The sequence below is a fragment of the Psychromonas aquimarina ATCC BAA-1526 genome (genome assembly GCF_000428725.1).
Taxonomy (GTDB): domain Bacteria; phylum Pseudomonadota; class Gammaproteobacteria; order Enterobacterales; family Psychromonadaceae; genus Psychromonas; species Psychromonas aquimarina.
This window is the reverse complement of the sequence record NZ_AUAM01000015.1, coordinates 1-21,080: the sequence shown is the minus strand read 5'-3', so window position 1 is coordinate 21,080 and position 21,080 is coordinate 1. Positions and strand designations below refer to the sequence as shown.

The window sequence follows — 21,080 nt, the reverse complement described above, 5'->3', positions numbered from 1 at the left end:
CAAGGTAAAAATACGCTCTTATGCTTGAATTTATTGTTTCTTACATCATACATTCTAAGAAGAACTCTTATTTACTGTAAATCCAAGCGTATATACATAGATAAATTGAGCAGCATTCGTTGTTCACAAGCAGCTTTTTTTAACAATTATTTAAATAAACATAAATAAAAAAACAAACACAATAGTATTAATAAAATCGTACAGTTAATCAACAAGTATTGAGCTGCCGTTATAATAGTTATTATTGTCGCTAAAAGTGCGGTTTTCTATTCTGGAAATAATTACTTTATTGGGCAAAAAAATACAGGAAGTCGGGGTGATATTAAGAAAGGCTAAAGAAGGCTAATAAGTTTAGCCTTCTTGTTGTTTTACTTATTTCGGCAGGAAACCGATTTTGTCATAAACCTCAGCCAGGGTCACAGCAGCACGTTCACGCGCTTTAGCGGCCCCTACACGAGCAATCGCCTGTAATGCAGTTTCATCTTCACGCAGCTCTTTATAACGCGCCTGAATAGGCTCCAATAAAGTGACAACCGCTTCAGCTGTATCTTTCTTCAGGTGCCCGTACATTTTATCTTCGTATTCAGGGATTAAACTGTCAATTGTTTTACCCGTTGAACAGGAAAGCAGAGTTAATAAATTTGAGACCCCTGGTTTTTCAAGGGTGTCAAAATAGATACGTGCCTGTTCATCTGAATCTGTTTCCGCACTTTTGATTTTTTTTAAGATTTTTTTAGGATCTTCTAATAAACCTATAAAGTTTTTAACATTATCATCTGATTTCGACATTTTTTTAGTCGGTTCCTGCAGGCTCATAATGCGCGCACCATGCTCTGGAATAGCCGGCTCAGGAACAACAAAAGTATCACCATAGGCATTATTAAAACGTGTTGCAATATCACGTGCTAATTCAAGATGCTGCTTCTGGTCACTGCCTACCGGTACACGGTTCGGGCCGTAAAGAAGAATATCAGAAGCCATCAGTACCGGATAACTGAACAGGCCGACATTAATATTAGTCACATTCTTCTGCGATTTATCTTTAAACTGCGTCATGCGGTTCAATTCCCCCATCTGGGTATAGCAGTTTAAAATCCACGAAAGCTCAGCGTGTTCTGGCACTTGAGACTGGATAAACATAGTACTTTTCTGCGGATCGATACCCACAGCCTGATACATTGCCAGACCGTCGTAAATTGCATTGCGTAATGCTTTTGGATCCTGGCGTACCGTAATCGCATGCAGATCAACTAAGCAGTACAGGCAGTCGTGGCTTTCCTGCATTTGCACCCATTGACGTAACGCGCCCATATAATTACCAATGGTCAGTGACCCCGACGGCTGGCAGCCGCTTAATACTATTGGTTTAGTCATTTGTCTTTCCTTGCTGTGCTTTTACAGCAGCTTTAATAATTATGAAATTGATCAATAATGCAATCTGGATTGAGTCTCAATACAGACTCAATATAGTTATAAGCATAAATCAGTGCGATAGTTTTCTATCAGAACTAAGCTTCGGCGCCGGCTAATTCACTGCGCATTTCATCAATAACGGTTTTGTAGTCCGGCTGGCTGAAAATAGCAGATCCTGCCACAAACATATCAGCACCGGCTTCAGCAATCTCTTTAATATTGTCAGTTTTAACGCCGCCGTCTACCTCTAAGCGGATATCTCGACCGCTTGCTTCAATTAAGGCTTTTACCTGACGCAGTTTTTTCAATGTATGGGGAATAAATGACTGCCCTCCGAAACCAGGGTTTACAGACATTAATAAAATAACATCCAGCTTGTCCATTACATGCGTTAATACTTCAAGCGACGTAGCCGGATTTAAAACCAGACCGGCTTTACAGCCGTGGTCTTTAATTAACTGCAGTGAACGGTCTATATGTTCACTGGCTTCCGGGTGAAAGGTAATAATTGATGCGCCGGCTTTAGCAAACTCCACAATCATAGTATCAACGGACTTCACCATTAAATGCACATCAATAGGTGCAGAAATGCCGTATTCACGCAGCGCTTTACAAACCATAGGACCAATCGTTAAGTTTGGTACGTATTGGTTATCCATTACGTCAAAATGCACCACATCGGCACCATCGTTCAGAACTTGTTCAACATCTTCCCCTAAACGGGCAAAGTCAGCAGAAAGAATTGAAGGGGCAATTAAATAATCAGTCATGGTTTGCTTCCAGTATGTAAAGTGAGTGCTTATTCTACCGAAGCAAAAGCCAACAGACTATTTTTTATTTTCAGGAGTTTGCGCGGCAAACAGGGCAAATAACTCACCGACAGGCTGGCGGGTTGATGATTTACTGCTGATAGTACGCGAGACCTGCACTTTATCACAAAGCGCATCCCGGTAAAGCTCCTGAGTCAACGTCGTATCATGATTACTCAACAGTACGCTGCACTTTGACTCCCTTGCCAGTTTAGCAAGATTAGCCTGATCATCTAAAGTAAAACCGCTGCTTGCATAGCTGGTAAATGAAGCACTTTTACTCAGCGGTACGTAAGGAGGATCACAATACAAAACATCATCATCGCGCAGATAGTGAAATAACTTCTGATAGGGTTTGCAGATAAAAGTCGCTTTTTTGGCTTTTTCAGCAAAAAACAGCAGCTCTTTTTCAGGGAAATAGGGTTTTTTATATCGTCCGAATGGAACATTAAAACCGCCGCTTTTGTTATAACGGCATAACCCGTTATAACCATGACGATTCATATACAAAAAAAGTAAAGAGCGCTGATAAAGATCACTGCTGGCATTAAACTCTGCACGCAGCTGATAATAGGTGCTCTCATCATTAAATTTATCTTGGAAATAGTATTTGGCATCATGAATAAACTGCTTAGGTTTACGTTTGATTATTTTATACATTTCAATCAAATCAGGGTTAATATCGTTAAGCAGATATTCATCGAAATCGCTATTTAAAAAAACCGATCCCGCTCCGACAAAAGGCTCAATTAAACGCCCTCCTTTAGGTAAACGCTGGTTGATCTGTTCTGTCAGAGTGAATTTTCCGCCAGCCCATTTCAAGAATGCTCTATTCTTTTTATTCATTATTTAAACGTAAATCCTGTTGTACCGATTGATATTTTTTAGCCCAGCTGTCCATATTAACCAGTGATCCCGGCAGCTTCTTACCTGCTGCTCTAGCTTCCTGCAGACTTTTATACTGTCCGAAAATCACGACATACCAAGGTTTTTTATTACGTATAGTCTGATACAGATAAACATTTTCTCGCGGTAACTGATGCTTAGATATAAAGCGCTGCAGAGTTAGCTCTGAGCTCATACCAGACAGCTGTAAGGTGTATAAAGACGGTTTTACAGCAAATAAACTCTCTCTCGCAGTAAAAACTGAGTAATAATCTGGCTTATTAACTGCATCATGGACTTTTACCGGAGCAGTTTCGACAGCGACTGGAACTGTCTTAGCTTTTATAGTTTCTTCTATAACAATTTCACTGTTGAGCGGCTTTTCAATTTGTCCGTTTTTAGTCACAGTGGCGGCCGCACTGCTTATAATACTTTGCTGCTTTTCTACAGGGGTAACGACTGACAGCAAAAGTTCAGTCCCCCCTGCATCTTGTTCGTCCCTGCTTAAATAGCCGTCTTCATTAACTTGTTCTACTTTTGTCTCTTGCTTCTGTTGAGTTATTTCAACCTGTTCATTTGCAGAAGGGAGCGCTTTAAAATCAGGCAAGGCTGATATCTGCTGCTCTGATATAGTCACTCGTTTATCAGCCTGATCACTATCCCCAACCTGCAGGCGGCTGCTTTCTATCTGCTTTTTTTCAGAATTTGACCAGCTTCCCGCCAGTACCTCAACTTCAGCATCGGGTGTTGATACCTCCTGGCCAGCAGTAATCCCAGAGTCTGTAATTTCGTCCAGAAGCTTACTCTCAACTTCAATATTTGCTTCAAAATCGACTGCTGGAGGTGTTGAAGTTATAAAATGCGGATACAGGTAGGTACCAAGACCGCCGACAATAAGAAGCATAAACAGCATTAATAGAACCGCAGGGAGGCGTGCTTTCAGCCAGGAGGGCTCACTGTTTTCTAATGTCCCAGCTGTTATTTCCTCAGCTAATTGAATTATTTTCTGCGGAGACCCAGAACAGGCACTCAACTGCTTTAATAAAGCATCCTGGTGGTCAATTTGCGGCTTATAACTGAACTGTTTAAAGATATGGTTTAATAAGGCGGTTGATTCACCTCTGCCTAAGGGCTCTAATTTAAACTCCAGACAGGCAGATTTTCGTAATTGTTTTTGCTCAGCCTGTTTGATTAAACTCATCATCTGCTGATTGCTAGAACCATCAGCAAGAAATAAGATATTAACCTCATTGTCACCAAACTGCTCTTTTTGTGAAATAACCTGTAATAACTCAGTTAACAGCTCAAAAGAAACTAAATGCGCATTGTCCAGTATAATTAAACGCGCGGCATCGCTATTATGTTTTTCTTGCAGTAACGACATTGAAGTGAACAGATCATCCTGGGGATTAAATAACGGCTGTTCGTATAACTGCGATAATATCTGCTGCCTGATTTGTGAATCTGACAGTGATTCCGCTAACTGCACATAAACCTGCTGAATAGTATTCGGCAGCTTATTTGAAAGCAGCTGCGCAAGTGTGCTTTTACCGCTTCCTTTTTCTCCGGAAACGAAGATCAAAGAAGAAGACAGGTAGATAAGATGCTGCAGTCGGTCGAGCAGCTGCAATTGAGAAATAATAGATATTTGCGTGCGCTCGACCATGGCTTTAGTGTTCTATAACACTACGAAGCACTGCTTCACTGACACTGCCAATTAATTCACTTGTACCGATCGAAGTTGGTAATACTAAGCGTAATTTTCCGTCCAGTACTTTTTTATCCAGCTGCATATGTTCAGCAAATTGTTCGTACCCCATCGTTTCTGGTGCACTTAGCGGTAAATCAAACTGCTTAATTAAACGCATAATCTGCTCAACTTGGGAGCGGTTAATTAAACCAAGAATTAATGCTGTTTTAGCAGCTAAAACCATACCTGCGGCAACCGCTTCGCCATGCAGCCAGTTACCATAGCCCTGCTCTGCTTCGATAGCATGACCAAATGTATGACCAAGATTAAGTAACGCGCGAATACCGTGCTCTTTTTCATCCAGAGCAACAACTTCCGCTTTAATTTCGCAGCAGCGTTTGATCATATAAATAAGGGCCTGCGGCTGCTGCGCTTTAATCGCTTCGACATTGTTTTCTAACCAGGAAAAAAAGTCGGAATCGTAAATAATGCCGTATTTAATGACTTCAGCCATACCTGCGGCAAACTCACGTTCAGGTAATGTTTTAAGACAGTTAATATCAATAACAACTGCTTGAGGCTGGTAAAAGGCACCGATCATATTTTTACCAAGAGGATGGTTAACCGCTGTTTTTCCTCCAACCGAAGAATCAACCTGTGATAAAACAGTTGTAGGGATCTGAATAAACGGAACTCCACGCTGATAACAGGCAGCTGCAAATCCAGCCATATCGCCGATAACACCGCCGCCAAGGGCAACAATTGTGGTATCACGGGCATGTTTTTTAGACAGTAAACCGCTTAAAATGGTTTCAAAGGTCGCTAAATTTTTAAATTTTTCACCGTCAGGTAAAATAATTTCATCTATCTGGAAATCTTTTAATGTTTCTTTACACACTTGCAGATAAAGCGGCGCAACGACATCATTACTTACAATCATCACTTTTTTGCCGGTAATAACACTGGAAAACAGCTCAGACTGCTTAAGCAGATTTTCTCCGATAGAGATCGGGTAACTACGCTCACCTAAATCAACAATTAATTTATCCATTAGAAATCCAATAGTGCAATAATCTGACTTGCAACGACTTTAGCACTCTGCTCATCAGTTTCGATTGTATAATCTGCAACTTCGTCATACAGCTCATTACGTTTTTCAGCTAAAGCTTCAAGTACAGTTCGGGGATCTTCCGTTTGTAATAACGGACGACGTTTGTCTTTCAGGGTGCGTGCTAACTGTTTGTTAACACTTGTTTTTAAGTAGACAACAATGCCTCGTGCAGACAAATGTGTTCTATTCTCGGAACGCAGCACTGCGCCGCCGCCGGTAGCTAAAACAATACCATGATTCTGTGTTAACTCGTCAATCATATCCCGCTCACGGTTACGGAACCCCTCTTCACCTTCAACATCAAAAACCCATGCGATATCCGCACCCGTTTTTTTCTCTATTTCAGCATCTGAATCATGAAAGTTAAGGTGGAGCATTTGTGCTAAATGACGACCGATTGTGCTCTTACCAGCCCCCATAGGGCCAATTAAGAAAATATTACGTTGTTCTGCCATGTTGAATTACTACTCAAGTGATTGATTAATGGAAAACCCTTTTATAAAAAAAGAAGTGCTGTACATTATCGCAATTGTTAATAAGTTATTGCAAGCGTATAAAAAAAAATAAGCCCGAAGATTAACTTCGAGCTTATTTTCCTATGTATATAAGCAGCTGAGTTTGGGCTGATTAATATTTAGTCTGCATTACTATTCGTGGTGTTACAAATATAAGCAGCTCAGATTTTTCATTCTCATGAATCGTGTTTCTGAATAGGAAGCCTACATATGGAATATCACCTAAAACAGGAACTTTGCTTACAGTATCAGTAATACGCTGCTGATAGATACCACCCAATACCAGGGTTTCACCGTTCTCAACTAACACCTGCGTACCAATCTCCTGGGTGTTAATTGAAACGGCCTGCCCGATTCCGGTAGGAATAACTTCACCCTTTGAATCCTGAGTAATTACCAGATCTAAAATCACTTTATTATCAGGCGTGATCTGCGGTGTTACATTTAAACTTAATACCGCTTTTTTAAAGCTTACCGAAGTTGCACCTGACGATGCAGACTCTACGTAAGGAATTTCTGTACCCTGTTCAATATACGCAGTCTGCTGATTTGCAGTGGTGATACGCGGACTGGCAATAATTTCAGCTTTATTTTCTTTCTCCAATGCAGAAAGCTCTAAGTCTAATAATTCACCATTAGCTAATTTAGCAACCTGAAAAGCAATTGAAGGTGCGCCTGCAACAGGTAGATTAACATTGAGACGATCATTAAGGTCAGCCACTGAGCCGGCATTAGCGGCAGCGGCTCCAACCAGTGTGCCCGAGGTAGCACTGCTGCCGCCTTGTGCTGTCACGCCCCATTTGATCCCCAGTTCCTCACCGACACTGTCATTCACAGTCACCATACGCGCTTCAATAACAACCTGGCGCACAGGAATATCCAAGACCTCAATCATATCTTTTACCGCATCAATAACATTAGCGGTATCTTTTACTAATAAGGTATTGGTTCTAGCGTCTATGCTTACCGAGCCTCGTGCAGATAACAGGCTTGCATTACCGCTGGATAACATTGCTGAAATATCAGCGGCTTTGGCATAATTAATTTGAATAAACTCAGAATAAAGCGGTGATAATTCAGCAACTTCTTTTTCTGTTTCTAACTGCTCACGCTCCTTGGCCGCTAATTCAACCGCCGGAGCAATCATCAGAACGTTACCGTCCATGCGTTTACCAAGCCCTTTTACCTTCAGGATAATATCCAGAGCCTGCTCCCAGGGAACATCATCTAAACGTAATGTGATATTCCCGCTTACGGAATCGGTGATAACCAGGTTAAAACCGTTAAAATCAGCAATTAACTGCAGAACCGTACGCACAGGAATATCCTGGAAATTCAGAGATATTGCTTTGCCCTGATACACACTTTCTTTTTGATCTTTAGGTTTTTCAGATACCTCAATCATAAACAGGGTATCCAGCTGATCATAACGATAGTTATATTCATCTTTTATATCAAAAACAAAACGCGTTTTTCCGTCTTCTTTAAAAGTTTCAACTTTTTCCACTACCGTAGCAAAATCAACCACATCCATAATGTATAAGAATTCACTGGGAATATGCGTACTTTGGAATTCAGCAATCAGCTGCTGATCGCGGCGGCGGATATCAACAGCAACACTGGAATTATCAAGGTACACCAGCAGTTTACCCTGACCTTCAGAACCTCGTTTAAAATCAATTGATTTAACGCTGTTTACATAACCCTTAGGAGTCTCTTCAGATACCGCTGCAGCGGCTTTCTCTTCCGTTGCGGCCTGGGCAAGCAGCGAGACAGCGGCGGCCTGACTGGCGCTTTCCTGTGCTACTGCGGCGGCCAGCGCTGTTTCACTTTCGTTTTCATCTACAAGCGGCGTTGATGCATCACCGAAACGCACAAACAGGTGCTTGTCTTCCTGTACAATGCGGTAGGGCATTAAAGTATCCAGTGCGATAATCAGGCGCAGGCCGTCAGTAGTACGCTTAGCTTCAACATTGTTAACCCCGTTTTTATCAATTTGAATCGGATTTAACTTCAAAACTGAGCTGGCTTCTTCAACATCAATTACCAGCTGATTCGGCCGGTAATGCAGCTTATCCTGATAACGAGTAACGGCTTCATTAAATTCAAACTTCAGTTCAAACTTTCCGTCAATAAGTGGATTCACATTCAACTTAATGAGCTGTGATTCAGCCTGCGCCACCGGTGCACTTAACAATATAAATAACAGCCAAAGTGGACTTAGTAATGCTTTTAAGTTTTGTATTTTCATGATTTTATTTCATCCCTGCTTTAAGATCATTCTGACTGCAGCGTAATCTGTGTAATCCGCTCCTGCCAGCAGCCGTCTCTGTCTGAGGCCAACTCTAATAATTCAATTTCGTTTTTGGTTATTTTTAATACTTTTCCGTGATTTAACCCCAGATAATACCCAGGCCTGACTTTATGTATCTCACCACCGGAAACCTGTACTAGAGCCCATAATTCATCATTCATAAACAAGGTACCGCGCATCACTAAGTTACCAAGCGAATACATCTCCAGCGCTTGTTTCTTACGCTTGAAATTAGGCTGCGGACAACTTTTAGGTGCATTTTTAGTTGGTGCGGCAACTTCTGCTTTAGGTTCAACAAACGGGTTACGCCCTTTTTCCTGAGTAAACTCCAACGCTTCAATTTTCTTTAATGCCGGTACTTTATCATTAATTGGATACACTTTTGACTTTGCTTCAACAACAAAGGCACTTAAATCATTAACATCGGCTTCCACACATGATAAAAGAGGAAAACTCACAAGTAAGATAATAATAATTCTCATTATTTACCTCCCTTATAACGGTATGTTTTAGCAACAACATTTAACACTAAAGAATCTTTACTGCCTTTTGTTAAACGCATATCGTCCAGTATTACAATGCGTGGTAAAGCGGCAATATCAGCGGCAAAGTGCCCGAGCTCCTGATAGGTGCCGACAACCTGAATACTGATAGGAACCTCGACAGAAAGTTTCTGATTTTTTACCACCCCCCAGTTAATACTTTTAAACTGTAAACCATTATCAGCGCCGATAAAGCTGATATCATCAAGCAGACTGGCAACTTCTTTCTTACTCGGTAACTTATTTAACAAACCTTCAAAAATAATATTTATTTCAACCATTTGAGCACGGTATGCTTCTAAATTAGCAGACAATGCAGCTTTCACTTTAAACTCATTCTTAAGGGTAACTTCCTTGGCTTTTACAACCTCCAGTTTATCTAACTGCGGAATAGTCACATAGTAGAAAAAAGCACCGCTTATTATTGCGCAGATAATAACAATAAAAACTCCGCGGTAAAGTTTCGGCCAGCTGCCTACATTTTCAAAATCTAACTCATTTAAATCCATTATTTTTCCCCTTTAGTTTCAGGAACAACAACAAATTTCATTGCAAAATTGCTCAGCTTGATCGGCTTGCTTGGTCCGGCAACAATAGAGCTGATATATGAATCGCCTAACCACCCGGATCCGTCTATATTTCTCATCATTTTTGCTAAACGGTTATTTGATTCACTCATGCCTTTTACATCAACCTGCTCCTTAGAAAAGGAAGCAGACTTTAAATAAATACCCGCAGGAACCACATCCACTAATGTATTAAACAGACGAGTTGCTGAATTACGCTTTTCCTCTAATTTCTGAATCACGTTAATACGGCTTTCGAGCTCCGCTTTTTCTTTTTTTATCTTATTAATCTCGGCAATCCGGCGGTCTAAAATAATGGTCTGAGTCTGTAGAAATTGATTACGTTCATTTTGTGCTCCGATTAATTCATCAACATACATTTTTCCGGCATAGGAAAGCAGCAGTGCAACGATCGAAGTAATAATTAAAATAACAAAAAAGGCGTGTTTCTTTTTCTTTTTAAATTCATCACGCCAGGGTAATAAGTTAATATTAGACATTATTGAACCCCTCTTAATGCCAGACCTAATGCCAGCATATATTTGGCGCCAACTTTCTGAAGCAGCACATTGTCCGATTCATTTTTATATTCAAAACCAGGAAACGGACTAGCTATTTCAACATTTAAGTCCAGCTCTTCTTCTAACTGCTTTACCAGTTCCGGCATTAACTGACAGCCCCCGGTCAGTATAATTTTATCAATCTGAATATTATTAGGCGTATTGGTAAACATACGCAGATCAAAGCGTAAATGATTAACTGTCATATTAATAAAAGGAGCAACGACATCAATGTCACAGTCAACAGGCCAGTTATGCTCAACTTTTACTTTTTCCGCTTCACTGAAACTCATCCCATAATGATCCGCCATCATCTGCGTACACACAGCACCGCCATGATTCTTAGAACGAGAAAAGATAACATTACCCTGATGCATAATATTCAGCATCATTTGTGACGCGCCGATATCAATAAATGCAATGCCCTTATCGAAATCATCCCGTTCAAACAGCAGTTCGCACGCTCTTGCCTGGGCATGACTGGCTACGTCCACAACTTTTACCTTTAAGCCGGCCACTTCCACACAGTCAACCTGTGATAAAACAGTTTCCCGACGAGCGGCACTTACTAGTACATCATTTAACTCTTTGTTAGCAGCATTCGGCCCGAGAACCTCAAAGTCCAGGAAAATCTCATCAAGCGGAAACGGGATGCTATTTTCTGCCTCAAGCTCAACTTGTGCTTCTAAGTCAATCTCGCTTAAATCAGCATTCATCGGCATAACTTTGGTAATAACATCAGCGCCGGTTACTGCGATAGCTGCATTTTGATATGAAGCGGGGAAATTTTTTCGTAACTGCTTAATAATCTGACTGAGCTTTGTAATATCTTCAAAGTGATTATCAACAATTAGACCCTTTGCAATCGGCGCTTCAGCGACAGCATCAATTTGAAAAGTTCCCCTGCCCTTGGAAAGAGCAATCGCTTTAATTGAATTTGAACCGAAATCAATGCCGATCAACGCATTCTGATTTGTTTTTTTTAGACCTGCAAACATAACATCCTTGCCATAATTATTTGAAAAGAGAGAACACTTTATGGATTAATAATAAGACGAAAATCGCTAACTACAAGGCGATAAGTCACACTTCCCTCTTTAACTCCCTAAATATCACTATATACTAGGGCATGACAGATAATAATATCAATTTAAATCAACTATTTGTAAGAAATGTTTAAGGTATATCTAAAATGATGAAATGGATGAAACGATTTTTCTTAGTTTCTGCTTTTTTAACCCTGACGGGCATTGGAGCAATAGTTGTTATTTATTATCATGTTAAAGCGGATTTACCGGATGTTGCTTCTATTCAGGATATCCAGTTACAGGTACCAATGAAGGTATTCAGTCTTGACGGTGAACTGCTCTCTCAGTATGGCGAAAAAAAACGCATACCCCTGGCCAGAAAAGACGTACCAGAACAGCTGATTCATGCATTTTTAGCAACCGAAGACAGCCGCTATTATCAGCATTTCGGCATTGATCCGATCGGTATCGCCCGGGCGGCTATGGTTTATGCATCAACTGGTCAGGCCAGACAAGGAGCCAGTACTATTACACAGCAGGTGGCACGTAATTTCTTTTTAACCCGGGAAAAAACTTTCATCCGTAAAATTAAAGAAATATTTATTGCCGTTCAGATTGAGCAGATACTGACTAAAGACGAAATTCTGATGCTTTATCTCAATAAAATATCCTTAGGACAGCGTTCCTACGGCGTAGGTGCTGCTGCTCAGGTTTATTATGGAAAATCAGTAGAGGAATTAACCCTGCCGCAAATGGCTGTACTTGCAGGTTTACCAAAAGCCCCGTCTCGTTTAAATCCGATCTATTCACCTGCAAATGCCAAAAAACGCCGTAATATCGTTCTAGCCCGCATGCTCGACGAAAAATATATTACTCAGGCGGAATTTGATGAAGCAGCGCAGAGCCCGATTACCGGCAAATACCATGGTGCAGAGATCACCCTGTCTGCTCATTATGTAGCTGAAGTAGCCCGCAACAAACTGGTAGAACTTTACGGTGAACAGCGCAGCTATAACGACGGCTTCAGCGTCTACACAACCATTAACAAAAAGACTCAGGAAGCAGCCAACAAAGCCGTTATTGAAAACCTGCATGCTTATGATCAACGTCATGGTTATCGAGGCGCTAAAAAGGTGTTATGGCAGGCACCTGATGAAAACTGGTCAGTTGAAGATATTGCCGCCCGCCTGAAAAAAGAGCCTAGTTTTGCCGATCTCCGCCCTGCGGTTGTTATGCAGGTCGACGATAAATCGATTCAAGTGATCACTAAAGACTCAGGTACTGAAATACAAACCATCGGCTGGGACGGTCTGAAATGGGCACGCCCGTTTAAAAGCGATTCCAGACAGGGTAAACCGCCTAAGACGGCTGCAGAAATTGTTTCTGCAGGAGAGCAGATATGGGTGCGTCAGGTCGATCAGCTTTTAGAATTATCTCAATACCCAGACGCAAGTGCGGCATTCGTGTCTCTGAATCCGCAGGATGGTGCTATCACATCGATGGTCGGGGGTTTTAGTTTTGTACAAAGTAAATTTAACCGTGTCACCCAGGCAAAACGCCAGGTCGGTTCAAATATTAAACCCTTTATTTATTCTGCGGCGCTTGATAACGGCTATACGCTGGCAACCCTGGTTAATGATGCCCCAATTAATCAATGGAGCGGCAGCGCCGCATGGCGTCCAAAAAACTCACCACCGGTCTATGACGGACCAATCCGCTTAAGACGGGCACTCGGGCAGTCTAAAAATGTTGTCTCTGTGCGTTTAGTGCAGGACCTTGGTTTCTCTAAAATTATCAGCCAGCTTGAAAAATTTGGTTTTAATAAAGAAGATATACCAAGAAATAATACCATTGCCTTAGGGTCAGCATCAGCTTCACCGCTAGAAGTGGCGACTGGATATGCAATTATCGCTAACGGCGGCTATAAAATAGAGCCGTATCTTATTGAACGTATTGAAGATTCATACGGTACTGTAATATATCAGGCTGCGCCGAAAACTGTCTGTCGAGACTGTAAAAAACTTTATAAGCAGCAGGCACAATCCGAGCTGCTTACCCCCAATGCATCAGCGGAAAGCAGGCTGGGTCAGGTTTGTTCAATTTCACCGATTAGTGAGGAGCAGATTGCCGTTCCTGCAATCAGTGAAGAAACCGCATTTTTAACCCGTGAACTGCTTTATACTGCGGTTTGGGGCGGCGGAAGCTGGCAGCATAAAACAGGCTGGAACGGTACCGGCTGGCGCGCAGCCAACGCTCTGAAAAGAAGAGATATTGGGGGAAAAACCGGAACAACCAACGATTCAAAAGACGCATGGTTCTCTGGTTATGTAGGTAATACAGCCGCCACATTCTGGATTGGATTTGACAATTTCGATCGTAACCTGGGTAAAGCAGCCTGGAATTCAAATCTAGGTAAAGAGCAGATTTCCGGCGGTGAGTTTGGAGGAAGGACTGCACTGCCTGGATGGATCGACTTTATGAAAGAAACTGCCCTTTCGCAGCCGGTGCAGAAACCTGCTAGGCCGAATAAAATTTCCACCGCACGCATCGACCGTACAACGGGCTTGTTAACCTACAAAACGGATTATACAACCCGTTTTGAATACTTTAATGCAGGCTCAACACCCACTGAATATACCGATGAAGCCGGCAGTACTGAACCGCCGCTGTTTGAACTGGGTGATCAGGAAAAAACAGATAATAATCCCGCCTCAGCTGATGAGCTTTTTTAGCTCAAGCCGCAGAGCATCTCAAAAATCTGAACTGCAGCTGTTTTTACAGCGCAGTTCAGATTCATATCTAATCTCCTAGAACAGTTCGGAAAATAATTTAATAACCTTAAAGTCACGCATATTCTGGGCCGTCTGGGTGCTGTCAGGTGCAGCAATACCGCGAAGATACGCAACACCAGCCAGCTCTGCAGCTTTTAATATTTTTTCACTATCATCAATAAATAAGCAGCGGGATAAATCCAGCTTAAGATCGGATTCAACCGACTGCCAGAAATGCGGGTTTTCTTTGGCAGCCTGATAGTCATGGCTGGAAATGATTTTTTCAAAATAATGGCTGATACCCGTTTCCTGCATTTTTACAGCAATGCCGCTGCGGTGCGCATTAGTTAGCATAACCACCCGTTTATTAAGCTGAGACAGGCGCTCTAAAAACCATAATGTATCGCTGCGGACCTGAATTTTATGCTTAGTTTTGTGCTGCAGCTGATGAATATCTAAGCCGAAGGTTTTACTCCAGTGATCATAGCAGTACCAGTCTAAACGGCCTGATACCTTTGCATACTGAGCAAATACATGATGCTGAGCTTCAGCTAAAGGGATCTGTAATTTCTGCGCATACTGACTAGGAACAAACTCCATCCAGAAGTGATTGTCGTAATGTAAATCCAGCAGGGTGCCGTCCATATCCAGCAGCACGGTATCAACTTCGCTGAGCAGATGCATAAAAAAACCTCGATAAATTATAATTAATTAACAGTTGCTTGTAAGATAACATGATATATATCTAAACTACCTGAAAATACAGATTCAGAGCCCGACTCGGAAGTCAGAATAAGGCACAATAAACACAGAATGGTTATTCCAGTGTGGAGAAAAATTCATGAGCCAGTCATCACTAACGTTACCGCAAATTTTAAAACGCAGCCTGATTGCCAGCAGCCGTTTTTTTAATATTGAAGCGGTCCAGCTGAAATTCAGCAACGGCCAGCAGCGCGAATTTGAGCGGATGCAGGGCAATCATCCAGGGGCGGTATTAATTGTCCCCTTTTACGATAAAGATACCCTTCTGCTTATTCGCGAGTATGCTGCCGGCACGCACAGCTATGAGCTAGGTTTCCCCAAGGGTCTGATAGATCCCGGCGAAACGCCCGAAACAGCGGCCGATCGCGAATTAAAAGAAGAAGTGGGATTTGGTGCACGGCGTTTAACAAAGTTAAAAAAAGTAAGTCTTGCTCCCAGCTATTTCAGTAGTGAGATGACCCTGTTTATGGCATTTGATCTTTATCCGGAAAAATTAGAAGGTGATGAGCCGGAGCCTCTTGAAGTGATAAAATGGCCTTTGAATAAAGTTGATGAATTATTAACCAGAGAAGACTTCCAGGAAGCGCGAAGCATTAGTGCATTACTATTAACACTGAAAGCACTCGAAGATGAAAATAAGCAGTTTTAACAGCGGGGATAAACAACTTACCCCCTAAATTTAAAACAACCGGTTTAAACCATTTAAAGCGGCCACACGATAAGCCTCTGCCATTGTGGGGTAGTTAAAAGTGGTATTTACAAAATACTCGATACTATTAGCTTCCCCTTTCTGCTCCATAATCGCCTGACCGATATGGATAATTTCAGCGGCACGCTCACCGAAACAGTGAATGCCTAATATCTCTTTTGTTTCTCGATGGAATAAAATCTTCAGACTGCCGACTTCAGAGCCTAAAATCTGTGAACGCGCCAGATCTTTAAACTGCGCACGTCCGACTTCATAGGGTACCTGCTGCTGCGTCAGCATCTGCTCAGTTTTTCCCACGGAACTAATTTCCGGAATAGTAAAAATCCCCGTTGGAATATCTTTAATTAATTTTTTCTTACCTTCACGGGTCAGAATGACATGCGCTGCAATTCGTCCCTGATCATAAGCGGCACTTGCAAGGCTGGGATAACCAATTACATCACCAACGGCATAAATATTCTTTACTTCGCTCTGATAATGAGAATTTACCGCCAGCTGGCCTCGTCCGTCAGGTTTTAAACCTACAGACTGCAGATTTAATTTATCGGTATTACCGGTTCGCCCGTTTGCAAATAACAGGCAGTCGGCTTTCATTTTTTTACCCGACTTGAAATGAATTACCACCCCGTTTTTGACCGCTTCAATTTTTTTATAAGCCTCGTCATGGCGAAGAATAATGCCTGAATTTCTAAAATGATAAGATATCGCATCGGACATTTCATCATCCAAGAAAGACAACAGGCGGTTCTGCGTGTTAATTAAGTCGGTTTTAACCCCCAGACCTCTAAAAATAGAAGCGTACTCAGAGCCGATAACGCCGGCGCCATAAATCACAATATGCTTCGGCTGATAGTCCAATGACAGAATAGTGTCACTGTCGTATATATTCGCAGCTGAAAAATCAATATCTTCAGGATGATAAGGCCGGGATCCGGTAGCAATAATCACATTTTCTGCAGTGATCTTCTCACTGCTGCCGTCTTTATTTCTAACAGCGATAGTGTGATTATCAATAAAAGAAGCTTCACCAAAATGTAATGAGCAGTTATTACGGTTATAAAAACCGCTGCGCATACTTACCTGCCTGCTGATAACCTGCTCCGTATGACGCAGAACATCTGCAAAAGTGAATGATTGTTTTTGCGGGTAATTATTAATAAACAGGGCATTGTGCTGCAGCTCGATAAGCTGACTGACACTATGGCGCAGCGCTTTTGAAGGGATTGTCCCCCAGTGTGTACAGCCTCCGCCGATATCATGATATTTTTCGATCACAGCAACACGTAAGCCGCCTTTGGCCAGCTTCATTGCAGCCCCCTCTCCCCCCGGGCCGGAGCCGATAACAACCGCATCGTAATCATAACATTCTGGCTTAACCTTATTATTTTTCTGCTCGGACATGACCAACCTCTGATGAAGAAACACACACTCAACTATCGAAATATAAAACAAAAAAGAATATTAACAATGCATTATCATTTGTCACACACTCCGCTAACAAAGCGTGCGCTAGGCAGGACTAATATCACAGCAGTACTTTAAGCTGCCGCTAAAGTTATAAAAAAAATGGGAAAAATATCAATTATCATGTTATTTTTAAGGTTAACAAAATTTATTTTTTAACATTTTTTAAGGAAGCATTTCATGAATCAAAACCGCATTTCTTTAAAATGGCTTGCTTACACGTTTTTGATCGGACTTTCAGTTAACGCCTGTTTTTCGATATTAACGATCTCTATTGTGCCGTTTTCAATTTTTCCGTTTCTTACCCTGTATTTTGCTGTAAACCATTTTTATAGTATTTATATAAAAGAAACGCATAATGAACTAAGTATCCGTCCAGCCTGGGCGGCTTTCTTTATCGGAATTTTCTCCTATGCAGCTGTTGTCGGTGCATTACACCCCGAACTTGGTTCCAACATTATTTCAATTACATTAACTCTGCTTTTAAGCATCTGGCTAATGTACAAACTGATGTTCGGTGATAAACATTATTCCGCTTAATGCTTATCTGCCGTAAACAAAAAAGGGCGTATTAATGAATATTAATACGCCCTTTTTATTAAGTCTGCTATGTACAGCAGAATAAACAGATACTCAGATACTTACTCTGACTGCTGCTCCCCTTTTAAACGCAGTTCCAGACCTTCAAGCAGTTTAACTGACTTTTCTTCAAGCTGCTGTAACTCCTGCACAGAAGAATCACGATCAAACTCTCCCAGTTCCGGAAATAATTTACAGAACATAGGCTGCGGATACATATTTACAGTGTCCATAGTCACTGAGCGGGGGATCTTGAAAAACACAAAGGAACCGATATTTTCAAAACGCTGTAATTTTTCAATTAAGCGCTCAGCTGTTAATGCCTCTAAAAAGAACTCTTCTTCTTCACTTTTGTTGTTCCACTCTGCAATAGTAATCAAAGCGCGAAAAGGCAGCTCATCCGAAACATCTTCTTTTTCAATATAAATTGAATGCAGGGCCGTTTGATTTTCTTCTCGATTGATTTTTAAGCCGATAAACTTAAAAGTAGGGTGAGCAATCAATAATGTTGGTAATTGATCTGCAAAATAAAGAGATAACTGGTCACTGTTTTTCATAAAAACTCCAGACAAAATATATTTGAGATTCTCACTCAAATACAACAAGATAAAAGACTACTGACAATAAAGCTTAACCGATACTTTTTACTTTACAAGTACTATAAGTGAAGCAGATGAAAATGCCGGACTCTGACGAGCGATTCATAAGCAGATTTTAGACATACAGCTGAAATAATGACCAGTTTATAACTTAGCGTGTACTGATTTATAGCGGTTTTATGACAACAGTACTGCTTGCGATAAAGCTCAAGCAGAAAGCCTGTGCTTGGTCACATTACTTATCACTGCAATAATGCATATTGTTGTGTCGTATGGCCCTCTGAACAGGCTATGAGATTATTAAAGGGATACAAATGAACTATACAACACGAGAACTACCTAAGCATAAACGTATTGCACTGGTTGCACACGACCATATGAAACAACAGCTGCTTGACTGGTCAGAAAAACGCAGTGAAATTTTAAAACTACATCATCTTTATGCAACCGGAACAACGGGTTCATTATTATCTCAAAAAATAGGTTTACCTATCAAATGCCTGTATTCAGGCCCAATGGGAGGTGATCAGCAGCTTGGCGCAAAAATCGCGGAAGGTGAAATCGATTTACTTATTTTTTTCTGGGATCCGATGAATGCGGTTCCGCACGATCCGGATGTAAAAGCATTACTGCGTTTAGCAGCCGTATGGAATATCCCGGTTGCCACCAATATTTCTACCGCTGATTTTATTATAGATTCAGTACATCTGGAGAACAGCTATCAGACTCGTATCCCTGATTATCAGGGATACTTAGCTGAACGTACGCAATAGAATAACAGCAGGAAGGTAATAAAAATTGCAGACACTTAGCGATATCTACATTTACCCGATTAAATCGGTTAAAGCGATCAGCCAGCCGGCAGCTCAGGTTGAAGAAAAGGGTTTAAGTTTTGACCGCCGCTATATGCTGGTTGATAAGCAGGGCAAATTTATTACCGGCCGTACCCAGCCGCAGCTGACGCAGGTCCAGGTGCAGTTTTCACAAAATACCCTACTGGTAAACGCCCCCAATATGCCGACACTCATTATCAACCCGGATGATTTCGGCAAAGAGATGAAAAAGACACAAGTCTGGTCAGATCAGGTAGATGCTCTACACTGCCGTAGTGATTACGATTTATGGTTTTCTGACTATCTGAAGCAGGACTGCCGGTTATTCTATTTTGTAGAGCAGACAAAACGCTTAGTAAAAAACAAACAGACCCAGGTTTCATTTGCCGACGGCTACCCGCTGCTGCTGATCAATCAGGCTTCCGTTGACCTGCTTAACGCACGCTTAGAAACTCCGGTAACAGCTTTACATTTTCGTCCTAACATTGTTGTTAAGGGGGATTTTCCATTTGTTGAAGATACATGGTCGCGCATAAAAATTGGAGAAGTTGAATTTGAAGTCAGCAAGCCTTGTTCACGCTGCTTGTTTATCAATGTTGATCCTGAAACCGGCATTGCCGGCAGCAATGAACCGCTGGCAACTCTGGAAAAATTCCGCTATTACCAGGGAAATGTGGATTTCGGGCTGAATCTGATCCCGCTGAATCAAGGTATGATCCGCACGGGTGATGAAATTCAGGTCACTGCTGCTCAAGGCGCTCCTTTTTACAGCTCACAGCTTGAAGAGCAGGCAGGCAGTAAAAAATCAGTAGAGATACATTATCAGGGAGCAGATATAACAATCAGCGGCAATAACCAGCAGCTGCTGCTGGATCAGGCTGAACAGGCCGGGATTGATATCCCCTATTCCTGTCGCGGCGGCAAGTGCGGGCGCTGTAAGGTGAAACTGCTCGAAGGTGAAGTCATAACCCTTAATAATGAAGGTTTAAACGATTCAGAAATTGAACAGGGTTATATTCTTGCCTGCAGCTGCATTCCGCTGTCAGATATCAGCGTTGCACATTAATAAATAATGGGAGAAACATGAATACAGAATCCAATAATTCACAGATCCCGGAAAACGATACAGATAAACTTATTGAGGTACTTGGTTTAACCAGCAACATTAATGAGGCTGGTTATATACTGCCGGACGGACGCTTATTACACCTGGACCGCAGTAACTGCTTTAAACGTAAAAATCACCTCGACGTTCTGAAACTGCTGCCGGATTTTCTTGGTCAGGAACACTCAATTATTGATACCGACATGATAGCGTTTATGGCCAGGGAGCAGCTGGTGCGTTTCTGCATTGACGGGAAAATTCATACCGCCGTGAAACCGACTTCAATTCAGCTGCGTAAAATATATTCGGTATTAGCTTACCGCTCTAACCCCTTTGAAATAATTATCTCTAATGCTGCAGGCATGACTTTAGCGCAGCATACGGTTTCCGGCCCAAGCATGGCGACATTAGTTGAGTTTTTTAAAGCCTATGCTCCGGAGAAGCAGGGGGTATTTTCAGAAGATGAGTTTTGCCTTGAGCAGGATGACAAGCACTTTAAACTGGTTTTTCGCCCGTCTATGAAGGTCGTGGGAAAAATGAGCAAAAAAAGTCAGATGATAAAGATGCAGCCTCAGTTTAAAGAGGCAACAAAATTATTTCTAAAATTAATTAAGAACCCGGAATAACAGGCAGCCGCAGCGGCTCAATAACATTCAAACAGTGTTAATAAACAGCGCTGTCTGTTGTTTATAGACAGCGAATTTGACTGATCACCATCACAAATCAATAACGTTCAAACAGTTTTCTTAAAGCGCTGTTAGTTGTTTACTGATGACGCAAACTTACTAATCCTTATAAAAAACTAATAGCGTTCAAACAGTTTTC

At 41.6% G+C, this 21,080-nt stretch carries 20 protein-coding genes; 6 read left to right on the top strand and 14 right to left on the bottom strand.

All coding sequences use genetic code 11. The annotated features are described in order from the left end of the window. Positions 1-372: 372 nt before the first annotated feature. The 11 genes from trpS to G337_RS0106300 all read right to left on the bottom strand — a co-directional run bounded on the left by trpS (position 373) and on the right by G337_RS0106300 (position 11,403). Positions 373-1,374 carry a tryptophan--tRNA ligase gene (gene trpS / locus G337_RS0106355; RefSeq protein ID WP_028863144.1) on the bottom strand — a complete coding sequence of 334 codons (1,002 nt, stop codon included), beginning with the start codon at positions 1,372-1,374 and terminating at the stop codon, positions 373-375. A gap of 134 nt (positions 1,375-1,508) precedes the next feature. Continuing rightward, on the bottom strand, positions 1,509-2,183 hold the full coding sequence (gene rpe / locus G337_RS0106350) for a ribulose-phosphate 3-epimerase (protein WP_028863143.1): 675 nt from the start codon (positions 2,181-2,183) through the stop codon (positions 1,509-1,511). A gap of 57 nt (positions 2,184-2,240) precedes the next feature. After that, a complete protein-coding gene (locus tag G337_RS0106345) occupies positions 2,241-3,068 on the bottom strand; it encodes a Dam family site-specific DNA-(adenine-N6)-methyltransferase (protein ID WP_028863142.1) in 828 nt (275 codons plus the stop codon). After that, positions 3,061-4,773 (bottom strand): AAA family ATPase, encoded by a 1,713-nt coding sequence (locus G337_RS0106340; RefSeq protein ID WP_028863141.1) that lies wholly within the window; start codon positions 4,771-4,773, stop codon positions 3,061-3,063. The genes G337_RS0106345 and G337_RS0106340 overlap by 8 nt, the downstream gene beginning before the upstream one ends. A 4-nt stretch (positions 4,774-4,777) precedes the next feature. Next, entirely contained in the window at positions 4,778-5,848 is a 1,071-nt protein-coding gene (aroB, locus tag G337_RS0106335) for a 3-dehydroquinate synthase (RefSeq protein WP_028863140.1), read from the bottom strand. After that, complete coding sequence (gene aroK, locus G337_RS0106330) at positions 5,848-6,363, bottom strand: shikimate kinase AroK (protein WP_019613548.1); 516 nt, start codon at positions 6,361-6,363, stop codon at positions 5,848-5,850. Before aroK ends, aroB begins: the two co-directional genes overlap by 1 nt. A gap of 172 nt (positions 6,364-6,535) precedes the next feature. After that, positions 6,536-8,674 (bottom strand): type IV pilus secretin PilQ, encoded by a 2,139-nt coding sequence (locus tag G337_RS0106320; RefSeq protein ID WP_028863139.1) that lies wholly within the window; start codon positions 8,672-8,674, stop codon positions 6,536-6,538. A 26-nt stretch (positions 8,675-8,700) separates the two neighbouring features. Beyond that, complete coding sequence (locus G337_RS0106315; RefSeq protein WP_084605301.1) at positions 8,701-9,219, bottom strand: pilus assembly protein PilP; 519 nt, start codon at positions 9,217-9,219, stop codon at positions 8,701-8,703. After that, on the bottom strand, positions 9,219-9,788 hold the full coding sequence (locus G337_RS0106310; protein ID WP_028863137.1) for a type IV pilus inner membrane component PilO: 570 nt from the start codon (positions 9,786-9,788) through the stop codon (positions 9,219-9,221). The genes G337_RS0106315 and G337_RS0106310 overlap by 1 nt, the downstream gene beginning before the upstream one ends. Next, entirely contained in the window at positions 9,788-10,345 is a 558-nt protein-coding gene (locus tag G337_RS0106305) for a PilN domain-containing protein (RefSeq protein ID WP_028863136.1), read from the bottom strand. The genes G337_RS0106310 and G337_RS0106305 overlap by 1 nt, the downstream gene beginning before the upstream one ends. After that, positions 10,345-11,403 (bottom strand): pilus assembly protein PilM, encoded by a 1,059-nt coding sequence (locus G337_RS0106300; protein WP_028863135.1) that lies wholly within the window; start codon positions 11,401-11,403, stop codon positions 10,345-10,347. Before G337_RS0106300 ends, G337_RS0106305 begins: the two co-directional genes overlap by 1 nt. A gap of 197 nt (positions 11,404-11,600) precedes the next feature. Here G337_RS0106300 and G337_RS0106295 point away from each other — a divergent pair, with 197 nt between their 5' ends. Continuing rightward, positions 11,601-14,165: a PBP1A family penicillin-binding protein gene (locus G337_RS0106295; protein ID WP_037027161.1), complete on the top strand. Its 2,565-nt coding sequence runs from the start codon at positions 11,601-11,603 to the stop codon at positions 14,163-14,165. A gap of 75 nt (positions 14,166-14,240) precedes the next feature. On the opposite strand, the gene yrfG is transcribed toward G337_RS0106295, so the two are convergent. After that, positions 14,241-14,888: a GMP/IMP nucleotidase gene (gene yrfG, locus G337_RS0106285; protein ID WP_028863133.1), complete on the bottom strand. Its 648-nt coding sequence runs from the start codon at positions 14,886-14,888 to the stop codon at positions 14,241-14,243. A gap of 157 nt (positions 14,889-15,045) precedes the next feature. Between yrfG and nudE the strand changes: the two genes are divergently transcribed. Next, a complete protein-coding gene (gene nudE, locus G337_RS0106280) occupies positions 15,046-15,615 on the top strand; it encodes an ADP compounds hydrolase NudE (protein ID WP_028863132.1) in 570 nt (189 codons plus the stop codon). Positions 15,616-15,645: 30 nt separating this feature from the next. Here the strand turns inward: nudE and sthA are convergent, their stop codons facing one another. Further along, a complete protein-coding gene (sthA, locus tag G337_RS0106275; protein WP_051303014.1) occupies positions 15,646-17,076 on the bottom strand; it encodes a Si-specific NAD(P)(+) transhydrogenase in 1,431 nt (476 codons plus the stop codon). A gap of 243 nt (positions 17,077-17,319) precedes the next feature. Here sthA and G337_RS0106270 point away from each other — a divergent pair, with 243 nt between their 5' ends. Then, positions 17,320-17,679, top strand: coding sequence for a YijD family membrane protein (locus G337_RS0106270; protein ID WP_028863130.1), 360 nt, complete (start codon positions 17,320-17,322; stop codon positions 17,677-17,679). Positions 17,680-17,780: 101 nt separating this feature from the next. Here G337_RS0106270 and G337_RS0106265 read toward each other — a convergent pair whose 3' ends face one another. Then, entirely contained in the window at positions 17,781-18,275 is a 495-nt protein-coding gene (locus tag G337_RS0106265) for a hypothetical protein (RefSeq protein ID WP_028863129.1), read from the bottom strand. A gap of 356 nt (positions 18,276-18,631) precedes the next feature. On the opposite strand from G337_RS0106265, the gene G337_RS0106260 reads away from it, so the two are divergent. The 3 genes from G337_RS0106260 to G337_RS0106250 are packed head-to-tail and all read left to right on the top strand — an operon-like array spanning position 18,632 to position 20,881. Continuing rightward, positions 18,632-19,090, top strand: coding sequence for a methylglyoxal synthase (locus tag G337_RS0106260; RefSeq protein WP_028863128.1), 459 nt, complete (start codon positions 18,632-18,634; stop codon positions 19,088-19,090). A 25-nt stretch (positions 19,091-19,115) separates the two neighbouring features. After that, complete coding sequence (locus G337_RS0106255; RefSeq protein WP_028863127.1) at positions 19,116-20,216, top strand: YcbX family protein; 1,101 nt, start codon at positions 19,116-19,118, stop codon at positions 20,214-20,216. A gap of 17 nt (positions 20,217-20,233) precedes the next feature. Continuing rightward, on the top strand, positions 20,234-20,881 hold the full coding sequence (locus G337_RS0106250; protein ID WP_028863126.1) for a hypothetical protein: 648 nt from the start codon (positions 20,234-20,236) through the stop codon (positions 20,879-20,881). Positions 20,882-21,080: the final 199 nt, after the last annotated feature.